The following is a 25,033-nucleotide window of genomic DNA, read 5'->3' on the forward strand; positions in this document are numbered from 1 at the left end:
CGTCGCCGCGCAGGTAGGGACTGTTGGCCCAACGGCCACGTCGCTGTGGCCTTCGGACGGATATCGGCGAGCCCCACCGCCGTCTGCCCATCCTAAGCTGACCGGGCAACCGATCGCTAGGGTTCGGGGCCGATCCCGAGCGCGAGTTGAGGAAGCATTCACGTTGGGGAAGACGTGTGACAGGTGTTTGGGTGCCTGGAGGTCGGCCCAATTCTGCTGAGAACGACACTGTAGGAGTTCGAGCTGTTTCGCCGTCTGAAGCGTCACTGCTTGGGCCGTCATTGCGTTGAGCTATCCCGACCGTACAGCGGTCGGCAGAGGAAGGCCGAAACCCAGTGGTCCTCTGGATTTCGTGAGCGGGCCGTTGCCATGTACTCAGACGACGGGAGCTTTGGACCCGCCCGGGTGTCGACGACCCTCGGCGAGCCCCTGCGTGGACGTGCACGTGGGCGTGCATGTGGACGTGGACCTTGCAGTGGTTATGCCCAAGGCGTGGGCGGACAAGTTCTGTGCAGCCGCAGGTTCATAGGATGCTGCCGAGCCACAGGCCGGCTAATCCGACGAGGACCGTGGCCAAGATGACGCCGAAGCCGTTGACGACTGCCTGGGAGTATTCTCGCTGCTGGACAAGACGCATCGTCTCGACACTTGCGGTGCTGAACGTCGTATACCCGCCCATGATGCCGGTGCCGAGAATCAACTCCCAGCCCTGTGGCAGGACAGAGCCAAGCATGAGGCCGGTGAGCAGGCCGAGGATGAACGAGCCGGAGATGTTGATGATTGCGGTGCCGGCGGGAAACACTGTCCGGAAACGTGTCCGAACCAATCCGTCGACGACAAAACGCGATGCCGACCCGACGCCGCCAGCTGCGCATACCGCGAGGAATACGAGCGGCGTCATGATTCGTCTCGTTTCGGGGCGCGTCCCCACCGGTGTGCTTCAGCGGCGACTGCTATGCCAGCAAAACCGGCCGCGGCACCGGTTATGACTGAGACGAGAGCGTAGAAAGCTCCGATCCATGGATGCCCGCCGACGATCACCTGGGCAGTGCCGACGGCGAGGGTGCTGTAGGTGGTGTATCCGCCCATGAAGCCGGTGCCGATGAACAGGCGCAACCGGCGACGATGTCCTTCATCTGGGCCGAAATTGATCAGCAGCTCGAGGAGAACACCCAGGGCGAACGCACCGGTGACATTGATAACAAAAATTCCGAGCGGAAAGACATCTGACGGGATGATCATGCTGAGCGTGACTCGCGCAGCCGTCCCGATGGCACCGCCCAGGGCAACAAGGGCTACGTATCGCCACTGCAGATGGACCGGGCGTGGCGCCGTCGACGGTGTGATGTCGTCAACTTCGATGTCACTGTCGACTGGCAAGCTGCCATAGTTTGGGGATTCAACGGACGTCTCCTCTTTCTCTTCCAGTGCTCGAGCCTTTCTCCCTCGTGCAGTCTGGTAGGAGCCGTCAGCCATGCTGGCACTTCGAGCGCAGAGCACTCCGGCGGGATCCATCGCCTCTAGCCTGACGATACACCAGCGCCATGAGCGCGAATCACGCAGCCCCGGCGGGCGTGGGGTTCACTTCACAAGGTGGGGCAATCGCCTCTGGATCTTGGCGTGGCTGGCAGCTGGCGCCTGTGGGGAGTGGACGTGCAAGGCCTTGTTGTAAGGGATGCGCGTCGCGGAGGATCCGCAGCAAACCCAAACGAGGGACTGATGGGTTTGTTGGATCGAGCCGAGTTGCAGCGTGACTCGGCGAGGTCCACGGGCGACATTCACGAGAGGTTCATGAAGCCGACCGGCGGCGTCCCAGTATGCACGAGGCGAGCAGTAGCGCGTCGCGGCGGCAGAACCGGGCCGGCATGGCGTGGCGTCGTTTGCAGGCGACGGTCGAGGCTTGTGGCGTATTCCTTGAACGCAGACGGCCGCCGTGCAACGTATCAGCTTGATGAGACCTTGGTGATGGACCCCATATCAAGACCGATGCACGGTGGCCACTGCTGACGGTACCGCATACGACTATTCGATTCCATGCATCGATTCGATGCGCATGGCCGGGGGCGGGAACCCTGGACTGTTGCGCGGACCGCTTGGGTTGGCCGTTGGGTTGGCCGCTTGGGTTGGCCGCTTGTGTTGGCCGCTTGTGTGGGCACACAAAGGGAATGCCCGTCCAGTGCTGGGTGGCGAACTAACGGGTCTTCGGGCTCGCTCGTGGAGCCTTAGCGAGAACAACTCTGCCGTCGGCAACTTGGAGACTGCGGGCAGTCGACAGATTCGTCCCCGATTGGGACGTCAGGTTCCGGATTCCCAGGGCAGGGGGTGATCGGGGTGTGAGGGTGAGACGGGGACGACGACGACCGGACGCCATTGCCGGTGGGCGAGATGGACTGCTGGTGAGCCGCGGAAGAACTCTTGGATGCTGGTCCCGATCCCGCCGGTGCGGGTTCCGACGACGATGACTTCGGCGCCGAGTTTCTCAGCCTCTTCGGCGAGTGCGTGGGCAGTCTCGCCGGCAAGGTCACGGAAGACGACCGTGATACTGGGCGGAACGATGGAGGTGAGCTGCTCGCGCCACTGGCTGTCGAAGGCCGTGGTCGGATCCTCGACGATGTCGGGATCTAGCGGCTCCGATTGCATGGTGCCGTCGGCGTTGAGGCGCGTCTCGATGCGGCTTTCATCCACGTGGGCGCAGACCAGGGTGACGTTGAACAGTTCGGCAAGCTTGGCGGCGGTGGCGACCACGGCTTCTCGCTGGTTTGGTTTGACGCCGACCAGTACGCACGATGTGACAGGGCGGCCAGAGTCTTCGGGCATGACGTCTCCTCAACGCTGCTAGGTGTCATCAGCCCAATGCGGTTCGAGACAACGTTGTCTCCGGCGGACTCCATCGCCACGTCCGACCGTAGCATGATCACCTTGGCGAATGCGAGGATCGTTGGTGTGTGGAGTAGTGCTGATGTTGGGCCGGTGGGATTCATCGGAGCACGGCGATCGAGATGAGAATGATCAAGGCGCCGAGCATGTAGCCGAGGTAGGCGTCCAACCGTCCTGACTGGACACGGGTGACCGTGTGTGCCACCCGATCGAGCAATTTGAGCAGGGGCTGGTAACCGTAGCGGTCGAAGAGTTCGACGACATCGACTCGGTAGCCCAACCGCGGCGTCGGGTGCTCGTGAGCGCGAGGATCGATGTCGGTGCCGGCCTGCTCAGGGATGTTCTCCAGAGCCTGTACCGATGATCGGGTCAGCAGGACGCTGGCCAGCACCCGTCGGGTCGGGTTGGCGTAGCCGAAGGGCGTGTAGCGCATAGGGGTGGTCCGGCCGTCGGTTGCCGACCGCCAGGCCGGCACTCGCCGTACGTGGGCTAAGGTCCGACCGGACAGCAGCCAGGCGACGAACGCTGTTAGCACAGCGGCTGTGGGCAATTCGATCCACAGCCAGGTTGGTGACAGGACAGAGAAGTCCCGGAATACAGGCCCGAGCACCCATCCCGTCGACACTGCATGGTCGGTGATCATGGACGGCACTATTTCGGTCAGACCCCGGGCAAGATAATGGATCACCCAGGGTGCTGCGGCGGAAAGTGCCAGGCAGCTGCCGCCCAGCAGGATCAGCCCGATTCGGCCTGAGACGCCGGTGTCGCGGCGTTCCGCGGTCGGTTGGTCGGGGTCGGCTCCGAGAATGACCAGTCCGATGATCCGGACGAAGGCGACGGTCGCGAAGCCGGCGGTTAGTGCGAGTAAGGCGCCGGCGACTGCCAGCGCCAGCCGGAGGATCAGGCTGTCGACGCGGAACTGCTGGAGGAGGGCCTCGAGTAGGAACCACTCGGACACGAAGCCGGCGGTGGGCGGTAGCCCGGCCAGGGTGACGGCGCCGATGCCGAAGACGGCGCCCGATACGGGCATTCGACGCCCGAGTCCGCGTAGGTGGTCCAGCCACGTCGTTCCGGCACGGAGTTCGAAGGTGGCTGTCGCGCCGAACAGGGCCGACTTGGCGACCGCGTGGGTGATCATCTGCAGGGTGGCAGCGAGCATTCCCACCGCGGTGATCATGGGTGCGCCGACGAAGATGCCGGTCAAACCCACTCCGTAACCGGTGACGATCAGGCCTGCATTTTCGACGCTGGAGTAGCTGATCAGGCGGCGCAGGTCCTGTTGGATGGTGGTGTGCGCGATCCCCAGCAGGGCGGTGATTCCGGACATCACCAGGATGATCACGATCAGCCACAGTGGTGGCCGACCGAGGACCTGCGCGGTCCTCCAGAGACCGTAGAAGCCGACCAGGGTGGCAACTCCTGACATCAGCGCCCGGGCAGGGCCCGGCGCGGCGGCGTAGCCTTCCGGCATCCAGACGTGCAACGGCGCCAGGCCGACCTTCGCAGCGAAGGCGACGATCAACAGCAGGTATGGAAGGCCGTGTCGGGTGAAGCCTGAGGTTCCGCCCAGCTGCTGCCAACCAGTGGCGTGGTTGGTGGCGACCAGCAGCAACAAGCCCATCAGCAGTGCCGCGCCTCCGACCTTGCTGATCCCGACCGTCATCAGACTCGCGCGGGCCCGGCCAGGCCGATGCCGCGGATACCCCGCCAGCAGGTAGAACAGCAGTGTCAGGCCCTCCCAGCCGAGCACGAAGGTAAACACGTCGCGGGCCAGGACGATTGTGATCAAGACGGCAACGGTCGAGGCATGGAAGGTTGCCAGGCTTCGTCGCCGCAGCGCTCGGGTCATCCGCGCCCACGAGGCGAAGATCAGGGCGACCGGCACCTCGACGATCCCGATCAGGGTCAGAAACAAGCCCGACAGGTGATCCAGCCGGAGGCCCGAGCCCCATCCGGTGGACAGCCAGTCTGTTCCCCAGGACCATTGGTGTCCGCTGAGCACGGCCAGGATGCCTGCTACTACGCAGCAGGCTCCCGCCGCTGCGCAGAGCCAGTGTGGCAACGGGCGGCAGACACCATTGCGGACGCCGAGTATGAGATCGCTCAGCACGGCCAGCACGAGGCACACCGCCGCGACCAGGAGTGGTAACCAGGTCATGGTGTAGCCCCTGGATCGGAATGTGCCCCCAGCCGGCCGACCGCGAGCAAGAGGCCCGACAAGATCATGAACGGCGACGGCGGCGAGCCCGGAACCCACACGTCGACCGGGGCTAGTTCGCCGACACCGCCGACAACGGCATAACTTCCGTCTGGACCGGCAGCGATCATTCCGCCGCTGATCGCATCGGCGCCGACTGCCATGACCACGAACGGTCGGGCTATCGCCTCCAGCGTGCGTTGCAGCGGCCCGATCATGGAACGAGCTCCGGCCCCGGTGATCATCAACAGGTCCGCATGCCGTGGCGTCGTGGTGAAGAAGAGGCCCAACCGGTGGATGTCATAGACCGGATTGAGCAGGGCGGTAATCTCCCACTCCTCCGAGCCGTCCGAGCCGAGATCGATGTGGCGTAAATACAGTGAGCGTCGGAACCTGCGGGTCCGGGCGGACAGTGACCGGCGCAGCTCGTCCAGATCCCCGCCGGCGTTCCGGCCCGAATCCTGGCCGGGCCGCGGGACGAGGAGCTGACGCCGATCGACCACTGCGACCTCGGAACCCTGTCGCTGCGTGAAGCGGTCGGGCTGGTCTTCGACACAGCGGCCGCACAGTATGCACCGCCCGCGGTCGATCCGGGGCAGACTGTTGTCTCCCCAGCTGATCGCACCAGTCGGACACGGGGGGAGTGGCCGTTCGGCCAGCACCGTCTCCGAATCCGCCGGGACTGATCCCTGTGGATCATCTCTCGAGCCCGGTACAACAACGTCGACTGATCCCTGGAACTGGTCGGCGTACTCGTCCGGACGCCGCGGGTAGCGGGTGGTGAGGACTCCGTTGCGAAGGCCCCGGGTGATCCAGGCCATCGTGGTCCTTTCGGTGAGTGGGTTCGTTCGGGCCAATTCGGTGCTCATCAATTGTTCGAGCGGTTGTTCGAGCGGTTGTTCGAGCGGTTACTTAGGTGGCGGTGACGGACGAAGCGGAAGCATGCCTTACATGGCGACCCCTGCTGAGGACAGCCCGAAACTCGCTTCGATGAAGGGAAAATCGGTCAGGATGTCGGTGGTGAATACGGCATGGAACAGCGGCAGGTTGTGGAAGGAGGCCGTCCTGGGCTTGCACCGACGGATCCGGCCGCCGTCTAGTTGCAGCAGATAGATCAATTCGCCCTGGGGTGCCTCGACCCGGCCGATGCCGCTTCCTGTCAGATCGCGGGTGATCGGCACCGTCAACGGTCCATCGGGGTTACTGCGGTCCAGGTCGTGAATCGCTTCCAACAGATATCCCACTGACGTATTGATCTCCGACCATCGGATGGTCAATCTGGCCAGTGCGTCTCCGTCATCGGAACTGGGAACCTCCAGTAGGCCGACGTCCCGGTAAGGCGAATCGTCGACGTGCCGCACATCGTGCACCGACCCCGATGCGCGGCCGATTGGACCGATGGCCCCGTGCCGGTCGGCCAACTCAGGGTTCAGGATGCCGGTGCCGCGAAGTCGATCGAGAAAGGACGGGGTCAACATCAGCGCGTCGGCGTCGGATCGGATATCTGCGGCCAGCCGTCCGACTGCCGATCTGAGTCGGTCGGCTCCGACGGCCGGCAATGCCGTTACGCCTCCGGGCACGACGACGCCGCGGCCGAACCGGCTGCCCGAGCAATCAGACATCAGCCTCAGTACCCTCTCCTTGTGCCAGCTGAATCTCGCCGTGGCGACGGCCAGCGCGGCCGCATCGCAGAGCCGGGTCACTACATCAAGATGGTTGGCCATCCGTTCCAGCTCTGCATAGAACACCCGAACCGATGACGCCACCTGCGGGATGACCGTCAGGTGCACGGCCTCCACCGCGGTTGCGAATGCCGTGGCATGGGAGACGCTGGCGATACCCTCGACCCGCTCGGCGAGCAGCGCGCCGTCGTCGACGGTGAGCTGTTCGAATCGCTTCTCTAGCCCGCGATGCTTGTAATAGACGCGGATCTGCGGGTACGGAATGTCTTCACCAGGGGTCTCGATGTCGTACTCGATTGATTCCAACGCAGCCGATCGGACCGGCCCGTGCGGGTAGACGAACACCCCCTCGCCCGTGACCTGGGCATCGGTCCGCTCTACTGGACGGCTCCGGACGTCTGAGACGCGTCCCACTAAGCCTGGCCGGGGCCGTATCGCGGCGTCTTCGACCGGCAGGATCAGCGGATCGAGACGCGGATGTCCGATCGGGACGATTCCGAAGAGGTCGTGAATCTCCCGCTCGTACCACAGCGCCGCCGGCAGATCGTCTGTCAGGCTGGGAACTTCGATCTGGTCGCCCACCAGTGTCGTGCTGATCTGGGCGAGGGATTCCTGCTCATCTGCCACGATCGCGGTGACAACGACCGAGTCCGGCTGGGCGGTGGCCATCAGGACGGCCAGACGTCCACCCGCCGCTGAGGCCCTTTTCACGATGGAATCGCGCCACGAATCCAGATCCACCGAGGCGACGGCTCGAGTGTCCGGCATGTCACCGCTCCCCGAACTCGGTGACCGCTTGCCCGAGCAGGGCCATCACCTGATCGGGCGGATGGATGCCGAGAACGACCAGGGCCAGCGAACCGACCACGATCGGGACGACCATCCACGCGCTCGGCTCGGAACGCGGGAGTGCGGCAGCCGGCGTCCCCGGGCGGGCGGGAACGAACATCGTGGAGGTCGTTGCGCGGATCAGCCCGACGAACGCGATTGTGATCAGCACCAGCAGGGCCGCGACCACCATGACCGAACTCCTGGCGAGGCCACCGGCGATGATCATGAATTCCGACCGGAACAATCCGAACGGTGGGAAGGCGGACAGGGCGAGCACGGAGGCGACCAGCAGCGGCCCCGTCCAGGGCAGCTTGTCCAACCCTCCGCGGATCGAGCCGATGTCTTTCGTCCCGTACTTGTGCATGATCACCCCAGCACAGAAAAACGCGTTCCCCTTCGCTGCGGCGTGCGCAAGAATGTGCAATAGCACGCCGGTGAGCGCGATCGGCGCGCCGAAGCCGACGCCGAGGCACAACAATCCCATGTGCTCGATGCTCGAATAGGCGAGCAGTCGCTTGAGGTCACGCTGGACGAGCAGTGAGAACGCTGCGATGAACAGGGACAGCAGGCCGAACACGATCAGCACAGTATGGACGAACCCGGCGCCGACACTCAGCTGGGTGATCTGCACATAGCGGAGCACGGCATAGAACGACACCGCCAGCAAGGACCCGGACAACATCGCCGAGATCGGAGTCGGTGCCTCCGTGTGCGCATCTGGCAGCCAAGTGTGGACCGGCGCCAGGCCGACTTTGGTGCCATAACCCAGCACCGCAAGGACGAAAGCCAGCCGGGCGGCATGGGAGTCGAGCCGGCCGCCGGCAGCGATCATCTGGTTCAGGGTCAGGTCGTAGGAGAGCCCGTACACCGTTGTCCCCGCGTGGTAGATGATGATGGTCGCGAACAGCCCGATCCCCAGGCCGGCACTGGCGATCAACAGATACTTCCACGCGGCCTCCGCTGCTGCCCGAGTCCGGTCGACTGCGACCATCAGTGCGGACACTACGGTCGTTACCTCGATCGCGACCCAGAGCAACGCCAGACCATCGACCAGCGGCGCACAGATCATCGCCCAACCGAAGATGTTCAACCCGAACAGGAACCGCCGCTGGTAGCCGGCCGGCGCCGACCTGTTCACGTAGCCAATCGCATATACCGCCGCCGACGCATACAAGAATGCCGCCGTGAGGACGAACACGACAGAGAGCGAATCGGCGCGAAGGAACCCGAACCTGAGGGGACCGTGGGTGACGTCGGCGATCAGCGAAACGGCGAGCCCGAGCGAGATCACACCAGACGCCACGGTGGCAACGCGAGCCGCCCGCGGCGGCATCAGCAGGCAGGCAATCCCTACTAGACCGCCCAGCATCACAAGGATCAGCAGTTGCATCGTCAGCCTCGCAGGTCGGTGAGCTGGGCGGTGGACAACGTCGACTGTTCCTCGTGGTGGACCCGCATCAGTACTCCGAACACGACCACGGCGACGAGCAGATCGAACAGGAAGGCCACCTCCAGGATCAGCGGCATCCCGGCCGCGACCACCAGGCTGGCCACCGAGACCCCGTTCTCCAGCGAGAAGAAGCCCACCGCTTGGGAGACGACGTCGTTACGGATGATCATCAGGACGAATGCGACGGCGATGATCGCGACGGCCGAACCCAGAACGGTGGGAGACAGACCGTCGACCCGCAGTCCCGACCGGCCGACAGCGAAGAATCCGAAGCCGGCGACGGCAAGTGCGACCAGTGCGGCCCCGGCGGGCTTGAGAATGCCGCTACCCGTCGTAGCGGTACCTGACTGCCGCACCAGACGCAGCACCACAAGCGGCACGACGACTGTTTTCAACGCGATCGACAGGCCGGCCAGAATCAGCAGCTCCGGCTCGTGGCGTACGACCCCGAGGAACACCGCGAGCAATGACGCGATCAATGACTGGGCCGCGTACAGCCTGACCTGGGAACGCAGCAGGCCGGCACGGAGCATTCCGAACTCGACCAGCAGGACCAGAACGGCGATCGTGCTCGCGACACCGTTCACCGTGCTGGGCGCGACGACCTGCATCAGCCACCTCCGAGATAGATGGTCAGCACTGCCAGGACCGCCAGCAGGAACGCTGCGGCGACGAACTCGGTGATCTTGAACAAGCGGAGTTTGGCGAAGGAGTTGTCGATCACGGTGACGAAGAACCCTACTGCGCAACACTTGGCTACCAGCGTGACTATCGCCACCGCGACCAGCAGCGGCTTCCCGCTGGCGGCCAATCCCCACGGCGCGACGAAGACGTTGAGCAAAATGGTGTACAAGATCATCTGCTTCATGGCCGACCCCCACACCAGGAGGGCGGCGTACGGCCCGGAGTGCTCGAGCGACCGGGCCTGCTCGATCATCCCAAATTCGTTGGTTCCGCTGTGACTCTCCACCGGGATCCGGCTGGTCTCGGTCAGGATCACCAGGAACAGTGCGGCGGCTGCCAACAGGTGCGACGGCCGGACGACCTGGGACGCCGAGGAGGTGACGGTCGCGGCCAGCTTGTACGGCAGATCGGTGCCGGTCAGGAATCCGACGGTGAAGATCACGAACAGCATCACCGGCTCGGTGATGGCGGAGAACGTGGTCGTCCGGCTCGAGCCCATCTGTGCGTACGGGGCACCGGTATCAGCGGCAGCGACGGCGACGGCAAAAGCGGCCAGCGCCAGGATCAGACTGCCGCCCAGGATGTCGCCCATGGTGCCCAGCGGCAGCCCATAGGTTGTCAGGACCGGGATCAGCAGCGGCACCGTCAAATAGCAGGCGAACGCCACGATCGGCGCCAGCAGGAACGCTGCACTCGACCCGCTCGGTGCCAGCGATTCCTTACCGAACAGCTTGATCAAGTCGTAGTAGGGCTGCAGAATCCGAGGCCCGCGCCGGCCCTGGAACCGGGCCTCGATCTTGGCGATCACGCCACTGACGCCCGGCGAACACAACGCGATGGTGCCGACCTGGAACGCCTGAACTGCAACCGGCGAGAACTCCAAACCCGACACCTCCTACCGCACGCATCACTGCCATGGGGTAGAAGCCATCAGCGGAATCTCCGCGGTTTCGGCGGGCCTCATCACCTGTAACGGCCGGTCCGTCCGAGCCGTCCACGGATCCCGACTTCGGCACCCGGTCATCGTCGTTATCACTGGCGAACACCGCGAGCGTATCAGCAGCCGTCGAGTCTCCACGGCAATGGCCGCCGGACAATCCGAAAGTGATCAAGATCGCACTATCGGTATCGGTGATTCGTTCATAAGGACTTGTCGACCGTCGAAGCTCGATTGCTATGCTTTGATCGTGGGCGATGGGGTTCGCCCGGCAGGACCCAAAAAGAGGTCAGCTGCCGAACCGCAGTCGCTGATAACTCCTACCTGACCCGACGCGCTACCGGGCGTGTCAGCAGGGAGGAGTGTGGGCGATGAGTCCTCAGATCAGTGATGTTGAGCTCCAGGAGATCTTGGACTCCCGGGGAAACCCCACACTGCGGGTCAATCTTCACCTCGACACCGGCCTCACGGCCACCGCGGATGTTCCCTCCGGCGCATCGACCGGATCCGAGGAGGCAGTCGAGCGCCGAGACGGGGACCCAGCCCGCTATCAGGGCCGCGGAGTCGTGGGAGTCGCCGCCAGCGCCGGAGCCGCACTCTCCCGCCGACTGGTTGGGACCAGACTGGGCGCTGCAGAAGACCTCCGGCCGCTCGACGATCAACTACGAGACCTCGACGGAACCCCTAACTTCGCAAGCCTGGGCGGAAACGTGGCGATCGGTGTGTCGATGGCTGCGATCCGTGCGGTGGCCGACAATCTCCGGACCCCGCTCTGGCAACTCATCAACTGGTTGCTCAACGAACGATTGGAGCGGCCAGTCCAGCCGATCCTGCCCGTTCCGCATTTCAACGTGATCAATGGCGGTGCACACGCATCCAACGGGCTCGCCTTCCAGGAATTCATGATCGCGCCGCTAGGAATCTCTCGTCTCGCGGATCGGGTCAGGGCCGGAGCGGAGATTTACCACACCCTGCGACAGACCCTCGCCGACCACCAGTACGACGTGGGCTTGGGCGACGAGGGCGGCTTCGCCCCCGCGGTCCACAGGCCCGAGACCGCTCTGACGCTGCTGGTCGAGGCCATCAAGGCTGCGGGCTATGAGCCCGGTCCCGACGGGGTGGCGATCGCCCTCGATCCAGCCGCCAACTCGTTCGCCCAGCGGTCGACGATGCCATCCGGTCCGGCAACCTATGTCGTCGACAACACCAGCTACGAGGCCGATGAGCTGATCGACTACTACGAGCAGCTGATCGACCAGTTCCCGATCTGGAGCATCGAAGACGGACTCGACGAGAATGACTGGGACGCGTGGTCACTGATCCTGCACCGCCTTGGGGACCGGGTCCAAATCATGGGCGACGATCTCTTCGTCACCAACACCGGACGGATCCGACGCGGCATCCGCCAGTCCTGCGCCAACTCCGTCCTGATCAAACCGAACCAGGTAGGAACCGTCTCGCAAACCCTGGACGCCGTCGCGGTCGCCTACCGCGCCGGCTGGACGGCGATGGTGTCCCACCGGTCAGGCGAAACCGCGGACACCTTCGTGGCTGACCTCGCCGTCGGAATCGGCTGCGGACAGCTGAAGTCCGGTGCTCCGGCCCGCGGAGAACGCACCGCGAAATACAATCGGCTTCTGGAGATCGCTCACGATTCCGACGTCGCCGACCCCTACCCACTGCCCGGACGGCTCCGGCCGATCGGGGTGAGCGCGTGACGTCGCCGGATCGGCTGGGACAGGGTGCAGCTGATCAGCCGCTCATTTTCGATGTCACCGTTGAGATACCGAAGGGACAGAAGAACAAGTACGAAGTCGATCATGAGACTGGACGGATCCGGCTCGACCGGACACTGTTCACCTCGACCCAGTATCCAGCCGACTACGGTTTCATCGAGTCCACGCTGGGGCGCGACGGCGATCCGCTGGACGCGTTGGTTCTCGTCGAGGAACCCACCTTTCCCGGCTGTCTGGTTCGTTGCCGGGCAGTGGCGATGTTCCGCATGGTGGACGAGAACGGACCCGACGACAAAGTCTTATGCGTGCCGAGCGGCGACACACGCAGGGACAGCCTGCGCGATCTGACCGATGTCGATCCCCACCTGCTCCTGGAGATCGAGCACTTCTTCACTGTTTACAAAGATCTCGAGCCCGGAAAATCCGTCGAAGGCGCCAGTTGGGCCGATGTCACCGAAGCCGAAGCAGAAATCACCGCAGCCCGACGCCGGCTCGCGGCCCAGGACGTCCCGTGACAGCAGCCGGATCCGGCGAAGGCTCCGGAGCGGACAGCCAAAGTGAGGGCGACACTGAACGGTACGCCGCCGAGAGGAATGATCTGCAGTACGACGAGAACCACCAGGGCGATCCTCCGGCGCGATCGCGGTGGCTGACTCCGGGAGTTGTGAGTGTCGGAGCGACCAGCCTGTTCTCCGACACTGGCCACGAGATGGTCACCGCGCTGCTCCCCAGCTTTCTTACCTCGCTCGGTGGATCGGCAGCGGCTCTGGGGATCATTGAGGGGTTCAGTGACGCGCTTACTGGAGTGACGAAAGTTGCCGGTGGGCCGTTGGCTGACATGCCTGAGCGTCGCCGACGCATGGCGGGCGGCGGCTACCTGTTGACTGCGGTCGCAACCGGCGCCATCGGACTGACGGTCGCAACCTGGCAAGTTGGGATCCTGCGAGCGGTCGCTTGGTCGGCGCGAGGATTCCGCAGCCCCGCTCGGGACAGTCTGCTGGCATCCCTGGTGAACCGCCGCGCCCAAGGCCGAGCCTTCGGGGTCGAGCGCGCCGGTGACAACCTGGGCGCCGTCGTCGGCCCGTTGCTGGCCGGTGCCCTCATCCTCGCGATCGGCACTCGCCCCACCATGATCATCGCCGCCGTGCCAGGGCTGCTGGCGGCGGTCGCCATCGGCTTCGCAGCTCGAGAGGCTCGCAGACGCAGAACCGCGCACGACGGCGCCGCGGACAAAGAACAATCCGGTGGTCTCCTCAGCCGGTACGGCCAACTTCGCGGCAGCGGGCTGGGTCGGCGACTGATCCCCATCCTGTTGTTCGAGTGTGGCAATGTCGCCGCGACGATCCTTATCCTGCGTGGCACGGAGCTGCTCAATGGGCCCGGCTCGGTCACCGCGGCTGCCGCAACCGTCACGGCACTGTATGCCGCGCACAATCTCGCTGCCGCCATCACATCCGTCGGTGCCGGCGTGATCACGGATCGACGGGGCGCCCGGATCGTCTTCGCCATCGGTTCGGCGTGCTACCTGATCTCCTACCTCGGCTTCAGTTGGGGGCCGACGAACTGGATCGGCGTCGGCGCACTGTTTGTCCTGGGAGGCGTCGGGATCGGCTGCGCCGAGACGGCCGAATCAGTCCTCGTCTCGACAGCTCTACCCGACACACTGCGCGGATCTGGATTTGGAGCACTCGGCCTCACCCAAGCCGTCGGAGACCTCGTGGCCACCGTCGTCGCCGGAATCCTCTACACGGCCGTATCGGGTCCGGTGGCCTTCGGCTACGCAGCTGCCTGGATGCTGCTCGCACTGATCGCGAACGCTCTGCTGCTGCGAACCACCGGGTCCGGCAACGCAGCTCGAGCCCAGTCGTAACCGTCAACGCAGGAGGAACCATGGTCGATATCGGCGAAGTGCATGTCCCCCTGACCGGGGCCGTGATCATCGTCAGGCACGGACGGACCGCACTGAACATCGCCGGCCGGCTCCGTGGTCGCCTAGATCCGGACCTCGACATGGCTGGACGCCGCGAAGTCAATCAGCTCGCCCGCAGGCTAGCCTCATGCAACATCCGCAAGATCATCTCCAGCCCGCTGAAGCGGGCCCAGCAGACAGCTGTAGCGATCGACCAAATGCATCACGTCGGCGTGGCAACCGACAAACGCTTGATCGACCGCGACTACGGCGAACACGCCGGGGCGCTGCGGACCGACCTCGTCGCGAAATGGGGAACCGTTGACGACGCCCCCGGCGTCGAACCCGTCGAAGACGTCGTCGGACGAGCCGCCTCCGTACTCGAGGACCTCCAACCCGAGCTCGGCGGCGGGATCGTCGTGCTGGTCGCCCACGACGCCATAAACCAGGCGATGCTCGCCTGGCTCGGCGTTCCCGGCAAGGTCACGCAACACACCGCGTGCTGGAACCTCGTCACCTACGACGGCCTGTGGAACGTCAAGGCCATCGACCAGCGATGAATCTCCGCAGAGTCGTCCTCGACGTCGACAAGGCACTACACCGGCCCGAGCTGATCGAGATCGCCGAAGCCATTTCACAAGTACCGGGCGTCGAAAGCACCAACATCGCCGTCAACGAGATCGATGTCGAGACCGTCGGAACCAACATCACCGTCGAGGGAACAGAGATCGACTACGACGCGCTCCTCGAAGCGATCGAGCTATCCGGTGCCGTCGTCCACAGCATCGACGAACTCGTGGTGGGAGATCGCATCATCGAACACATTCCTCGGAAGCGATGAAGCTCCGCCGTATCCTCGCCCATCAGACGATCCGCGGCCCGGTACTTGGGTTCGTCGACGGCATCATCAACGCCCTGACGCTGGCCTCCGGCTCGATCGCCGGCTCCGGACCGGCAATGACTCTCGGTCTGGCGATCCGAATCTCCGCTTTCGCCTTCGGCACAGGATGTCTGGTCCTGTTCGTCTCCGGCTATGTGGACCTTCGCAGCGAACTGGTGCGCGCAACCCGGGAACTGAGCCTCGCCAGAGACAAGAATCTTGCGGTAACTCGTCTAGGTCATGCCGTGCTTCGCGACAGCGGCCTCGACGCGGCCGCCGGCGGGACCGCAAGCTTCCTTGGCTGCTTCCTGCCGCTCGTCGTCGCGGTGATCGTCCCCTCTCAAGCTTGGATCGGCATCGTCGTCGCGATCGCCATGCTCGCCGTGCTCGGCGCAGCGCTTGCCCGATCAATCGGAGGGCGCTGGCTCACCTGGTCGATCATCCTGGCAGCGAGCGGGATGGTCCTGACCGGCGTCGGGCTGTGGCTCCAGATCGCCTAGGACTTCAGGTTCTATGTGATGCCCAGCAGCGGCCCAACCTATTACTGCTGGTCGTGTTATGGCAGAAATGATCATGCATCCGGGCCATGTGACCACTGCGGCGACGAGATCGAGCCGCCGGCGGACGCCGACCTGACCACTCGCTTGGTCTGGGGCATCCGACACCCCAATCCAGATGTCGCCCTCATGAGTGTCCGTCGGCTGCCAATGGTCGGAGACTCGTCGGCGATCCCCGCCCTTCGGGCAGCCGTGATCGATCCGCCGGACCCGTACGTCGCCGCGGCCGCGCTCAAATCACTACTTTCCCTGTCCTCGGTCGCCGAAGAGGAGGAACTACTCCGCAGTTCGGTCTCTACAGGCCCACCTCTAGTTGCGAGCATCGCCCGCGAAGCCCTCAAGAACATGTAGCTCCTACGGCCGGAGGTCTTCCCGTACATGGGTCGGTGCATGCGCCGGATTCCTCGCGTGGTGCGACGCAACGATCGGCTGCATGAATATGAGTTCTCGATCATCGTTCTGTCGATTCCGAGGCAACTGTCAATGGCCCCAAGAAACAAGGTTTGATCGGCCATGGGGCGGGCCATCTTCAGGTCGCCGCCTACTCCGGGTTCGGGGATGATCATCATCCTGCGCATCCCGGCCCCCTTTCGAGAACGATGACAGGTGCCGACCGTCTAGCGCCGCCCCAAATGAAGACGGGATCTGCTTACCACCGGTGCCATCCGCGGTCCAACTTCGACTCAACGCGACCGCTGGACTCGACCATTTGGCAAACATGATCGACCAGCGCCACGATGGCAGGCATGCGAAGCCGAGTACAGAAGATCACGCCGGACAAGGCATCCGAGTTGCTGGAGTGCAACACCTCCAACCGACCGTTGTCTCGGTCAGTCGTTCAGTCGTTCGCGGAGGCGATGAAGCGTGGCGACTGGAAGGTCACCCATCAGGGCGTTGCCGTGGATACGAACGGGGTTCTGGTCGATGGCCAGCATCGGCTGGCAGCCGTCATCGAGGCGGGTGTGTCGGTTGAGATGACGGTCTTCATGGATGTGCCGGCCGATACGTTCGATGTGCTGGATACCGGTAAGAAACGCAATGCGGCGGATGTGCTGGCGATCGAGGGCGAGAAGTCGACGATGCAGCTGGCGTCGATGGTGCGCACGGTGTGGCTGTACGACAACCGCCCAGACCTGACCTGGGCCGGGGGCAATGCTTCGGTTACCAACCACCAGATCCTGGAGACGCTGGAGCGCAATCCGAAGATCCGGGACTTCGTAGTGCTCGGCGACCAGCTGTCCCAGGAGGTCGGCATGATCAAGAGCGCTGCCGGTGCAGCGAGCTATCTGGTGTCCCGGGTGAACTTGCCGAATAAGCTGCAGCCGTGGTTCGACGGGGTGATCGACGGTGCCGGTTTGAAGCGCGGTGATGCCCGGTTGAAGTTCCGGAACCTGATGTTGAACATGGCCCGGCGGCAAGCCGGCGAAGTCAGGCGTCGCCGTGACACCCGTGAACATGTCGGGCTCTACCTGACAGCCTTCAACGCGTGGGCGGCTAAGGAACCGGTGTCGCGGCTGCAATACTCGGCCCGGTCACCGATGCCAGCGATCGCGAAGGTCTAGGCCAACTCGGCTCTCAACGGCCGGGCTTGACGGCTACTCGGGTATCTCGTGATCCCGAGCGAGGGAAGAGACAGTCCAGGGACGTCGAGCGACGGCCTTCCGTGCGGGACACGAAGCGGGTAAGAAGGCTGGCGCGACTTCGCCGACATTTACGCTCTGATTGGTGTGCACCAAGTCGGAGCCGACGAGCTCTGGTCTCCCTAGCTGCAGTGGCCGCTTATCGGCAGGTTGAGCCGCGCCCGTCGGCCGGCAGTGTGGCGGGGATGCCAAGGCGGGCGCAGCCCAAGTGGTCGGCTCGGTGTCGCCACGTTTATCGGGAGCAGGAACTTCCGGGTATCCGCAGGTGTCTTGTCGGTGGTAGCCCGGTTCGCCGATCCGATTCTGAACCAAGACAACGTCGCGACATGGGATCCACTGGATGGAGGCTGGCGAAGCTAGGCCAGTTCCCTGATTGGTTGTCCGGCCGAGCGCCGGCTCCACATTGCCGACGGTCGCAGCTTCATTAGCGGCGAAGTGACGCATTCAGCACAGCGGAGCACTTGGCTCGTAGGATCACGCCCGACCCCTTGCTGTCCGCAGGTCTACGGCCCCGGCTGGAGGGTCCGGACTACGAGCGCCGTGCCGAGCCACCTGCTCGACGCTCTACGTCTATCCGTTTGGGAATGAGCCCACGACTCACACGAGCTATACGAAAACTAGAGGCGGGCCCGGATCGGTAAGAACCCTGCAGCCCAGACAGCTCGACCCGAAGATCAGGGTGCTGAACGACTTCAAAGTCCTTCGAATCCACCGGCCCGGACTGCGTGAAAGCCTCCGGCGCAATGGACTCATCCATCGCTCCGATCATGGCCCAGTCTCCTCTTCACGACCTGTTGGCTGTCAGCAAGGTCGATCGATCCCTTCGCAGTACTAGTTGAGGTTGATCCAGACATGAGACAGGTGGATCGGAACGTCACCGGACCTCGCGTGGTCGGATCTGTACCACGTGCCGTAGGAGGCTGCGTGGTCGTCACTGAGTTGGTGCGGATTCCCCATCGCCGTGTGGGCGGCGATGTATTTGTTTATGGAGGGCAGGCAGGCGTCGACCGTGACGTCCTGTAGATAACCGACCATGAGGCCGAGCGACTCGCCGGCACCATACGCGGAGGTTACGAATCGCTCCATACCCTTGTGTACATAGTCCTGGTGCCACACGGCCGGAGCAAGCAGCCGCTTGCATTCAAGCGACAGTCCGGTGTCGCTCGCGGTGAATCGAATGTCGGGACGCCGTGCGCTCGAGGGTGATACCAATCCTTCGATCATGTCAGGCGTTAGGAGCAGATGCTCAATGGAGACTTCGATCACCACCAGAGACCTGTTGGCACGGCGCGCTTCTTGCAGCCAGCGGTAGAGCTGCACGCTACAACTGATCTCAGAGTCGTCGAACCGGAACCATCCATTGTTCCTCCAGAGACTGATTCCCGCCTCAAGCAGCCTTATCGCAAGAACAGGAAGCCGGTTGGCGGCGCGCCGCTGCACTGCTGCAGATACCTCACCTGTGACTCGGTCGGTCAGCCGCTCAAGCATCGCCGCTCACGTTGCCAGTCGCGATGGCAGCCAGGATCCTGGCGGCTGTCTCCTGGCTGGAGCTGATCGCCCAGCAGCTGAGTCTGTCCGGCTTGATCAGGTGCACGGCGTCGCCGTCCAGCACTAGGGCTTCCGGTTCGATGATCGTGGCGGCCGAGGCGGATGCCTCCGGCCCCCTGCTCAGGAGGGCGGCAATCGAGAACTGCGTCTCCATCGGTGCTCGTTTGTCGGTTTCTCCGACCAACGAGCACGTCAGTGCTGCGAGGCCGCTCGACCGTTCAGACAGCTGCACACTCCAGCGACCGATTTCCAATGCGTCCAGGTCCGCAGCAAGCACCTTGACGAACTGCTCAAAGTGGGCTTCGGATGCAGGCTGATACGCGGGCGAGCGCCAACCCTGCCGTAGTTCAGAGTAGCGGATGTTCAGCGCGTCATCGATGACCTTGAGCTCTGACTCGGTCAGCCCGAAAGCCCTCCCCACGGTCGACTCAAGGTCATCGCGCCACAACCTTTCCGGCGCCCCTGACGCAGCCTTATCCACGATCCCCGCGAGTTGCTGCTGGACTACAAACGACCACGCTGGAATCGGCGCAGTCAACCACTCGTTTGGATGCAGTTGCTCCCGCTCGACCCCCCACGAACTGCTGGTCATGAGGAACCAATACCTCGCGACAGAAGAGTTGAGGACGGCAGCGACCGCCTTCAACAACACCGTGTCTCGTGAGGGCCCCGCCAGCCCGAACAGCGCGTCCGTGAATGTTGCATCGAACTGGACGAAAGCCGCTTCGGGGAAGTCGCTGAAACCCTTCCTCATCAGGACATGCGGTGCTAGGTAAACCTCTCGCCTGCGAGGGCGATGCATCGAGCTCGGATAGACAAACGTCTCGTCGACGATCGGCAAAGCCATCGCGCGAAGACCAGTGGGACCGATGAAGGGCAGGTCGTCGATGTGACTAGTGTCGTGACGGTCTCCGCCGCCCTTTTGGAACCCCTGGCTCGGCGTCCACTCACGGCTCGCCACTGTGTCACGCAAAGGTCGGAATGACTCTCGAAGGTGTCGCACCAGATCCATATCTGCTTCGCCGCCCCATAGCAGCGGCTTCCAGATGGACGGGTCCGTGGCTGCCTTGGACCGAGCGATCCCTCTGATGTTCTGTTGCGGGATGACGATCCCATCAACGAACTGAGCGATGGGAGTTCGACGGGGAGACACGTGCAGAATGGGGGCGTTCGCAAGCTCCGGTCGATTTCGGCCGTAGATCGTGATCGCGGCCGGGGCCGTAGCGTCGAACAACTCCTTACGAAGCGGCGATAGGTCGATAACCGTCTTCACGGACATCGAAGAGAAGAACCTCAACCTGAAACGGTCGGCGGTAGCTGCTCGGTTGTGCAGGACTGTCTTCGCAGGCAGGACAAGACCAACCAAACCATCGTCTCCCAGCATCTCCGCCGCTCGCCAGATGAACGCCGCCGCGAGCTGCTTGTCCGGAACCTTCGCTCCGGCCCTTATCAGGTACTGGCGCGCCGGGCGCGATAGTTTGCTCTTCCACGGCGGATTGCCCGCGATCGCGTCGAACCGCATCGCCGATAGCGCGTGGTCCTCGAAGAAATCCGCCGCAATAAGGTTCGTGCCGATGAGGTTCGGCAGGCGCGCTTCGAGCCAGATCGTTCTCGGATCAACATGCTCTAGTAGGGCCAGATAGAGGCCGAATGCAGTTACGCCGATCGCATCGCTATTGAGATCTACGCCGTAGATTGAGCGCACCAAGAGCGCCGACAGATCTTCAAAGGTCGGACCCTCGGCTTGCCCGAAGCTTGCGGCGTAGACGAGCCGCCTGAACGCCTCCGTGAGGAAGATCCCTGATCCGCATGCGGGATCGAGGATCGTCTTCGTCCCGTCACGTCCCCATCCAGGGTCCAGTAGCTCGTCGAGCACGAGATCGACCACGTGGCGTGGCGTGTAATACGCAGCATCGGTCTTCTGCTTTTCCTCAAGGAGTTGCTCGTAGATCGAACTGATGAGTTCGGGGGGAATGATCGAGAAGTCGTACGACCAGAACGTTCCCTGACCGGTGTCGAGGTCAGTGGCTTCGAAGAACTCGTTGAGGACGTCGAGTGCAGGCGGCGGGATCTCCTCAACGAGCACGTTACGACGGAAGACGTCGCCATTGAAGTGTTCGGACATCGCATCGAAAAAGGAACTGACCGAGTCCCAGCCGCCGTGGAGGGCTGACGAGAACGTGCCTGGCTGACCGAGCTTGACAAGGTCATCCGCACGGAGGATGCCTCGATCCTCCATGTATCGGATGAAGATCGAACGACCGACGAGTGGCTCGATATTGCTTTCGTCTACGCCGTGGGACAGAAGACGCGAGCGGAGAAGCCGGAGATTGCGCAGGAGACTCTGATCGATCCGGTTCTTCTTGTCGAGCCGGTCGGCATGCACTTGGTTCAGTCGACCGGTCTCGATGCTGAACCGCGTGAAGTCAGAGAAGACCTGTGCCAGCTCCTGTTCACTGTTCGCTCGCCCGAGCAACGCCGCGTCGAAGTCGTCCGAGGAGGCGATCGCGTTGCAACTCAAGGCGAGAACTTCCGACCCCGCCGTCGCGATCAGGACAGGGACACGCCCATAGTTCCAGAGGCGTCGCTGAATCTGGAGGACATCGGCGCGGGACTCCGTGGCGGCGAAAGCCACGACCGGCACCGCCCCTTTGAAGTATGCCGCGTTGACGTCACACTTCTGGTTGAGGTCGTTCCAGATGAAGTCGCGGGCGCCGGGCTCGGATGTGCCGCCGTCGACGAACCCAGTCGCATCCCGATACTCAAGGGATGCGACCACGTCATCGAGGAACGTCTGGCCGTTCATTGTCACCGATCTGCCGTAGTCAGGTCGGAAACACTCTAGTGAGGACCACCGACGGAACGGCGATGTGTACAAGCGAGTCTGTCAACCAAGAGTGGGGCACAGGTTGTAGGTTCCGAACCTGCGGGTGCCAGCGTCGCAACGGCGGCGGACCTGGTCTCAAGGCGCGTACTGTCGTTACGTTGATCCCGTACGGCTCAGCGAGCTCACGTTGAAGTGCTCCGGCGCGTCGTTGTGCAATCATGCAGAGGTCATGGACGACAGCCGCGATCACGGCGAGTAATCGATCATCAGCCGCAAAGGTGGAGGTGGCGATCTCGGCCGAAGGGGGACCTTTGCTGTCACCGTCACTGGCCACGCCCGCGGTGGTCGTGGCGGCTGATACTGATCTGAATCTGTGCGGGCGCCACGCTGCCGGCCTCCAGACGGTCGGGCATCACGCGGACTGGCCCTTTAGGATGCGGCGGATCGCACCGGCGCAGCGAGGCTCCGTGCTGCTTGGTTGGCGTGCTGGTGCGTTACGCGGAGAAGATGGGGCGAGTTGGGAGTCGTTGAGCGCCGCGTGCTGCTCGACCAGACGAAGCGCGTCGGACCTAGCCGTAATGAGTCCAGCATGGATGAAAACACCGGATGTGTGTCCAGCAATCTGCACACAGAATTGAGCTTTTACGCCGCCCTCGTGCGCCACGTGCACCGGCGGGCAGCGTAACGACGAGACACCGCACCCATGGACCAGCGGGTCAGCGCCGAGGCGCCGGATCTGGGCGAAGCGGAAGACCATCGATCAGGGTGAAGCCCGGAGAGCGCCGCGCCGCTGCGTGTGATCACTGAGCCTCCGTCTTAGTGCCCACTGAGGGGCAGCTCTTCGCGATCTCCCAAGTGCGTGAAGCCCCCATCGCAGAAGTCAGTGTCGTCCGCCAAGGCGTCAAGAAGGACACGTTTCCAGTGATTCAGCCCGTGACGTCGAAGAGCGCCTAGCGCATCGCGCTGCAAGTACCGCTGAACCAGTCCAGCTCCACCTTCGTCGTAGTACTCGTAGATCGGCGTCAGCTTCTCACCCATCAGTTCCGTGGCCAACTCGCCATAGAGATCCGCCAGGTCCAAACTCTCGAAGTGGTGCTGCAGGGTGGCAAATGCAGGGTCGGCAATCGACGGTGTTTGGACGACTCGAAAGTCAGCTGCGACCGTCACACTAATAGAGATGTCGGCTACGAGAAACGCTTCGGTTGTCGGCAGTGGATCCCGATATGCATGCAAGAACGCCGGGCCGCCATCGGATCGCCTGTAGAGCTCCCTCTTCTTGAAGTTGCAATCCGCACACACCGGAATGAGGTTGAACGTCAGCACCGAGAACTCGGGAAATGTCGTCTTCGGCAGGTGATGGTCGAGCTGCGCCGACGGCGCATGGCCACACAAACAGCACTTCCTGCTACGGCTGAGGAGCCGGGCACCCACCTCCTTCTCAACTCCCGATCGAATCTTCGGGTAGTTCCTCCGAAGGGCGGCCGCATTGAGTGCATCTGCTTTCGCCAGAACCGGCGTCAGATCGCTGGCCGCCCCAGAACCTGCGTAACTCGTGTACGCGGCACAGACATCTCTACGCAGCGTCGCGAGACGAACCGAGGTATCGCCGGACGCGTTGGCACGCGCGGCGTCAAAGACCGCCATCTCATACGCTGCATCGAAACCCTGTGGTCTCCACAGCATGACTACGAACTGCTCCGTTGTATTCGAAGAACAAGTGCCCGAGCCTGGTCACTTAACCCGTTGTTGAACAACTCCTCGATCTGATCGACAGACAATCGCTTGGCCAACGAAGCTAGAACACCCTGGTAGTCGGTTGCGCTGCTATCGAGCGAAAACACATACCGAGTGATCGACCCGACATTCTCACCAAAGGTCTCGATCTCTGGCTCTTCGACCTCGGCCACATCGCCGAATCGCGTGAGCACGCGGACGCAAGACGCTGGTACCTCCTGCAGAACCACAGGAGAGTGCGTAGCAATCACGACGAACGAGTCGTACGCGTCGAGCAAGTACTGAATTGCCTTGAGCAGGGCTGCAAGCAACGGAGGATGCAGGTGCGTCTCCGGTTCATCCAGAAGCACGAGCGAGCGCGGTCGTAGGTGCGCTGCCAGTTGAACGACGATGTTCAAGACGATCTTGTGTCCGGTGCTGAGTTGGCGAATCTGACCTCTGGCGTCGCCGTCGATGTCGATCAATGTCGATGGCATCACGCCGATTCGCCCGTAGGAAGGCTCCCGCTCGAGCATCTGCAGGGCCGGAAGCAAGACCTGCTTGCCATCCACCTGTCGATGTCGCGCTCGCTCCAACGCGTTCAAGAACTCTTGGTCGATCTCAGCGAGGCTCTTCAACTCGGGTCGCTGTGAATCTGTCTGCGCTGTGGCGGTCCCCTCTACTCGACGGAGCCCGCAGTATACGTAGCCGAACAGCTCTGTACGACCGATCTCGGTCTCGAAGACGTCCACGTCTTGGTTCCGAGTCCTGTTCTGGGGGAGTTCGAATTCGTCGAACGCGCTATATGACACTGCGACAACCGCGCCGAAGGTCACATCGTCGCCTGAAAGGCTCACCCCACGCGGCTCTTCGATCTGGCGCTCACTAGCGGCCCGGGCCAGATCCGCAAGCATGCGGGTCTTGCCGACGCCGTTGTAGCCGATGATGACGTTGCTACGCCCCGGGAGCTCGGCACGATCGTCAAATCCGAAGTACATCCGTAACGGGGAGTCACCAGCCCTCACATATTCGAAATTCGCAACCCCGGCCGTCTTCCGCGACCCACTGAAGGCATCGCGGCCAACTTCGAGCGCGTGCGACGCCTGCCCAAAGCGAGTCAACGACTCGCTCCAAGCTTGTGTCCCCAAGAATCGGCGACGGATCTCGCGGTCGTACGCCGCATCCCGGATACTCCGCAGAAAGTCGGTTCGAGTTGGCTCCGGTAGGGCTAGCAGCTTCTCGTAGTACTCGACGTCCTGCCCAAGTGAGCAGAAGTCGGCATCTAGGGCATCGAACGAGCGACCCGGCATTTGGGTGTACCCGCCCTCCTGGTTGAGGCGCATGATCTTCACGTTGCCGAGATCAACTTCCAGGCCGCCAGGCAAGTGCAGAACTACCCCGAACAGCGTCCTGAACCCGAAGTCGTCCCAGTTGCTCTCGCGCAACACAGCTACTGGGCGGCCGCTGACTTCGGGCGCGCCCTGCACACTTTGAATCTCGAACCGCATGCTCATCCTTGGGCCGGAATCGCACGAGCGTGGTGCTCGCAGGGGCTAATCGTGACA

The 25,033-nt window shown here is 63.2% G+C and carries 21 protein-coding genes and 3 riboswitches; of the genes, 8 read left to right on the plus strand and 13 right to left on the minus strand.

What is annotated here, in order from left to right; genetic code table 11:
- Nucleotides 1-523 precede the first annotated feature (523 nt).
- From crcB to IEY07_RS20995, 9 genes are all read right to left on the minus strand, one after another.
- Entirely contained in the window at nt 524-901 is a 378-nt protein-coding gene (gene crcB / locus IEY07_RS20955) for a fluoride efflux transporter CrcB (protein WP_188897546.1), read from the minus strand.
- A complete protein-coding gene (locus tag IEY07_RS20960; RefSeq protein WP_188897548.1) occupies nt 898-1,476 on the minus strand; it encodes a fluoride efflux transporter FluC in 579 nt (192 codons plus the stop codon). The genes crcB and IEY07_RS20960 overlap by 4 nt, the downstream gene beginning before the upstream one ends.
- Before the next feature lie 819 nt (nt 1,477-2,295).
- Nucleotides 2,296-2,817, minus strand: a complete 522-nt coding sequence (locus IEY07_RS20965; RefSeq protein ID WP_188897550.1) for a universal stress protein — start codon at nt 2,815-2,817, stop codon at nt 2,296-2,298.
- A 12-nt stretch (nt 2,818-2,829) separates the two neighbouring features.
- Nucleotides 2,830-2,904, minus strand: a riboswitch (Fluoride riboswitch).
- A 73-nt stretch (nt 2,905-2,977) separates the two neighbouring features.
- Nucleotides 2,978-5,035, minus strand: coding sequence for a proton-conducting transporter transmembrane domain-containing protein (locus IEY07_RS20970; protein WP_188897552.1), 2,058 nt, complete (start codon nt 5,033-5,035; stop codon nt 2,978-2,980).
- A complete protein-coding gene (locus IEY07_RS24370; protein ID WP_229670443.1) occupies nt 5,032-5,577 on the minus strand; it encodes an NADH-quinone oxidoreductase subunit B family protein in 546 nt (181 codons plus the stop codon). The genes IEY07_RS20970 and IEY07_RS24370 overlap by 4 nt, the downstream gene beginning before the upstream one ends.
- 444 nt (nt 5,578-6,021) lie before the next feature.
- Nucleotides 6,022-7,524 (minus strand): hydrogenase large subunit, encoded by a 1,503-nt coding sequence (locus IEY07_RS20980; protein WP_188897556.1) that lies wholly within the window; start codon nt 7,522-7,524, stop codon nt 6,022-6,024.
- 1 nt (nt 7,525) lies between these two features.
- Nucleotides 7,526-8,890 (minus strand): proton-conducting transporter transmembrane domain-containing protein, encoded by a 1,365-nt coding sequence (locus tag IEY07_RS20985; protein ID WP_229670445.1) that lies wholly within the window; start codon nt 8,888-8,890, stop codon nt 7,526-7,528.
- Between the two features lie 89 nt (nt 8,891-8,979).
- The gene (locus IEY07_RS20990; RefSeq protein WP_188897560.1) at nt 8,980-9,648 is read right to left on the minus strand and encodes a hydrogenase; all 669 of its coding nucleotides are present in this window, start codon (nt 9,646-9,648) and stop codon (nt 8,980-8,982) included.
- The gene (locus IEY07_RS20995) at nt 9,648-10,604 is read right to left on the minus strand and encodes a respiratory chain complex I subunit 1 family protein (protein WP_188897562.1); all 957 of its coding nucleotides are present in this window, start codon (nt 10,602-10,604) and stop codon (nt 9,648-9,650) included. Before IEY07_RS20995 ends, IEY07_RS20990 begins: the two co-directional genes overlap by 1 nt.
- A gap of 31 nt (nt 10,605-10,635) precedes the next feature.
- Nucleotides 10,636-10,698: riboswitch (Fluoride riboswitch) on the minus strand.
- A 204-nt stretch (nt 10,699-10,902) separates the two neighbouring features.
- Nucleotides 10,903-10,988: riboswitch (Fluoride riboswitch) on the plus strand.
- A gap of 41 nt (nt 10,989-11,029) precedes the next feature.
- Between IEY07_RS20995 and eno the strand changes: the two genes are divergently transcribed.
- From eno to IEY07_RS21035, 8 genes are all read left to right on the plus strand, one after another.
- Nucleotides 11,030-12,376, plus strand: a complete 1,347-nt coding sequence (gene eno, locus IEY07_RS21000) for a phosphopyruvate hydratase (RefSeq protein ID WP_188897564.1) — start codon at nt 11,030-11,032, stop codon at nt 12,374-12,376.
- Nucleotides 12,373-12,909 (plus strand): inorganic diphosphatase, encoded by a 537-nt coding sequence (locus IEY07_RS21005; RefSeq protein ID WP_188897566.1) that lies wholly within the window; start codon nt 12,373-12,375, stop codon nt 12,907-12,909. Before eno ends, IEY07_RS21005 begins: the two co-directional genes overlap by 4 nt.
- Nucleotides 12,906-14,264, plus strand: a complete 1,359-nt coding sequence (locus IEY07_RS21010; RefSeq protein ID WP_229670447.1) for an MFS transporter — start codon at nt 12,906-12,908, stop codon at nt 14,262-14,264. Before IEY07_RS21005 ends, IEY07_RS21010 begins: the two co-directional genes overlap by 4 nt.
- Before the next feature lie 20 nt (nt 14,265-14,284).
- Complete coding sequence (locus tag IEY07_RS21015) at nt 14,285-14,863, plus strand: histidine phosphatase family protein (protein ID WP_188897568.1); 579 nt, start codon at nt 14,285-14,287, stop codon at nt 14,861-14,863.
- Nucleotides 14,860-15,144, plus strand: a complete 285-nt coding sequence (locus IEY07_RS21020) for a DUF211 domain-containing protein (protein WP_188897569.1) — start codon at nt 14,860-14,862, stop codon at nt 15,142-15,144. Before IEY07_RS21015 ends, IEY07_RS21020 begins: the two co-directional genes overlap by 4 nt.
- Before the next feature lie 116 nt (nt 15,145-15,260).
- Nucleotides 15,261-15,683 (plus strand): hypothetical protein, encoded by a 423-nt coding sequence (locus tag IEY07_RS21025; RefSeq protein WP_188897571.1) that lies wholly within the window; start codon nt 15,261-15,263, stop codon nt 15,681-15,683.
- Between the two features lie 18 nt (nt 15,684-15,701).
- The gene (locus IEY07_RS24885; RefSeq protein ID WP_188897573.1) at nt 15,702-16,091 is read left to right on the plus strand and encodes a HEAT repeat domain-containing protein; all 390 of its coding nucleotides are present in this window, start codon (nt 15,702-15,704) and stop codon (nt 16,089-16,091) included.
- 506 nt (nt 16,092-16,597) lie between these two features.
- Nucleotides 16,598-17,302 (plus strand): hypothetical protein, encoded by a 705-nt coding sequence (locus IEY07_RS21035; protein WP_229670449.1) that lies wholly within the window; start codon nt 16,598-16,600, stop codon nt 17,300-17,302.
- A gap of 909 nt (nt 17,303-18,211) precedes the next feature.
- Here IEY07_RS21035 and IEY07_RS21040 read toward each other — a convergent pair.
- The 4 genes from IEY07_RS21040 to IEY07_RS21055 all read right to left on the minus strand — a co-directional run bounded on the left by IEY07_RS21040 (nt 18,212) and on the right by IEY07_RS21055 (nt 24,976).
- Nucleotides 18,212-18,868 (minus strand): hypothetical protein, encoded by a 657-nt coding sequence (locus IEY07_RS21040; protein WP_188897577.1) that lies wholly within the window; start codon nt 18,866-18,868, stop codon nt 18,212-18,214.
- The gene (locus tag IEY07_RS21045) at nt 18,861-21,734 is read right to left on the minus strand and encodes an HsdM family class I SAM-dependent methyltransferase (RefSeq protein ID WP_229670468.1); all 2,874 of its coding nucleotides are present in this window, start codon (nt 21,732-21,734) and stop codon (nt 18,861-18,863) included. The genes IEY07_RS21040 and IEY07_RS21045 overlap by 8 nt, the downstream gene beginning before the upstream one ends.
- 837 nt (nt 21,735-22,571) lie before the next feature.
- The gene (locus IEY07_RS21050) at nt 22,572-23,399 is read right to left on the minus strand and encodes a hypothetical protein (RefSeq protein WP_188897581.1); all 828 of its coding nucleotides are present in this window, start codon (nt 23,397-23,399) and stop codon (nt 22,572-22,574) included.
- A 41-nt stretch (nt 23,400-23,440) separates the two neighbouring features.
- The gene (locus IEY07_RS21055; RefSeq protein WP_188897583.1) at nt 23,441-24,976 is read right to left on the minus strand and encodes an AAA family ATPase; all 1,536 of its coding nucleotides are present in this window, start codon (nt 24,974-24,976) and stop codon (nt 23,441-23,443) included.
- Nucleotides 24,977-25,033 lie beyond the last annotated feature (57 nt).

This window comes from Microlunatus endophyticus (genome assembly GCF_014646195.1).
Classification (GTDB): domain Bacteria; phylum Actinomycetota; class Actinomycetes; order Propionibacteriales; family Propionibacteriaceae; genus Microlunatus; species Microlunatus endophyticus.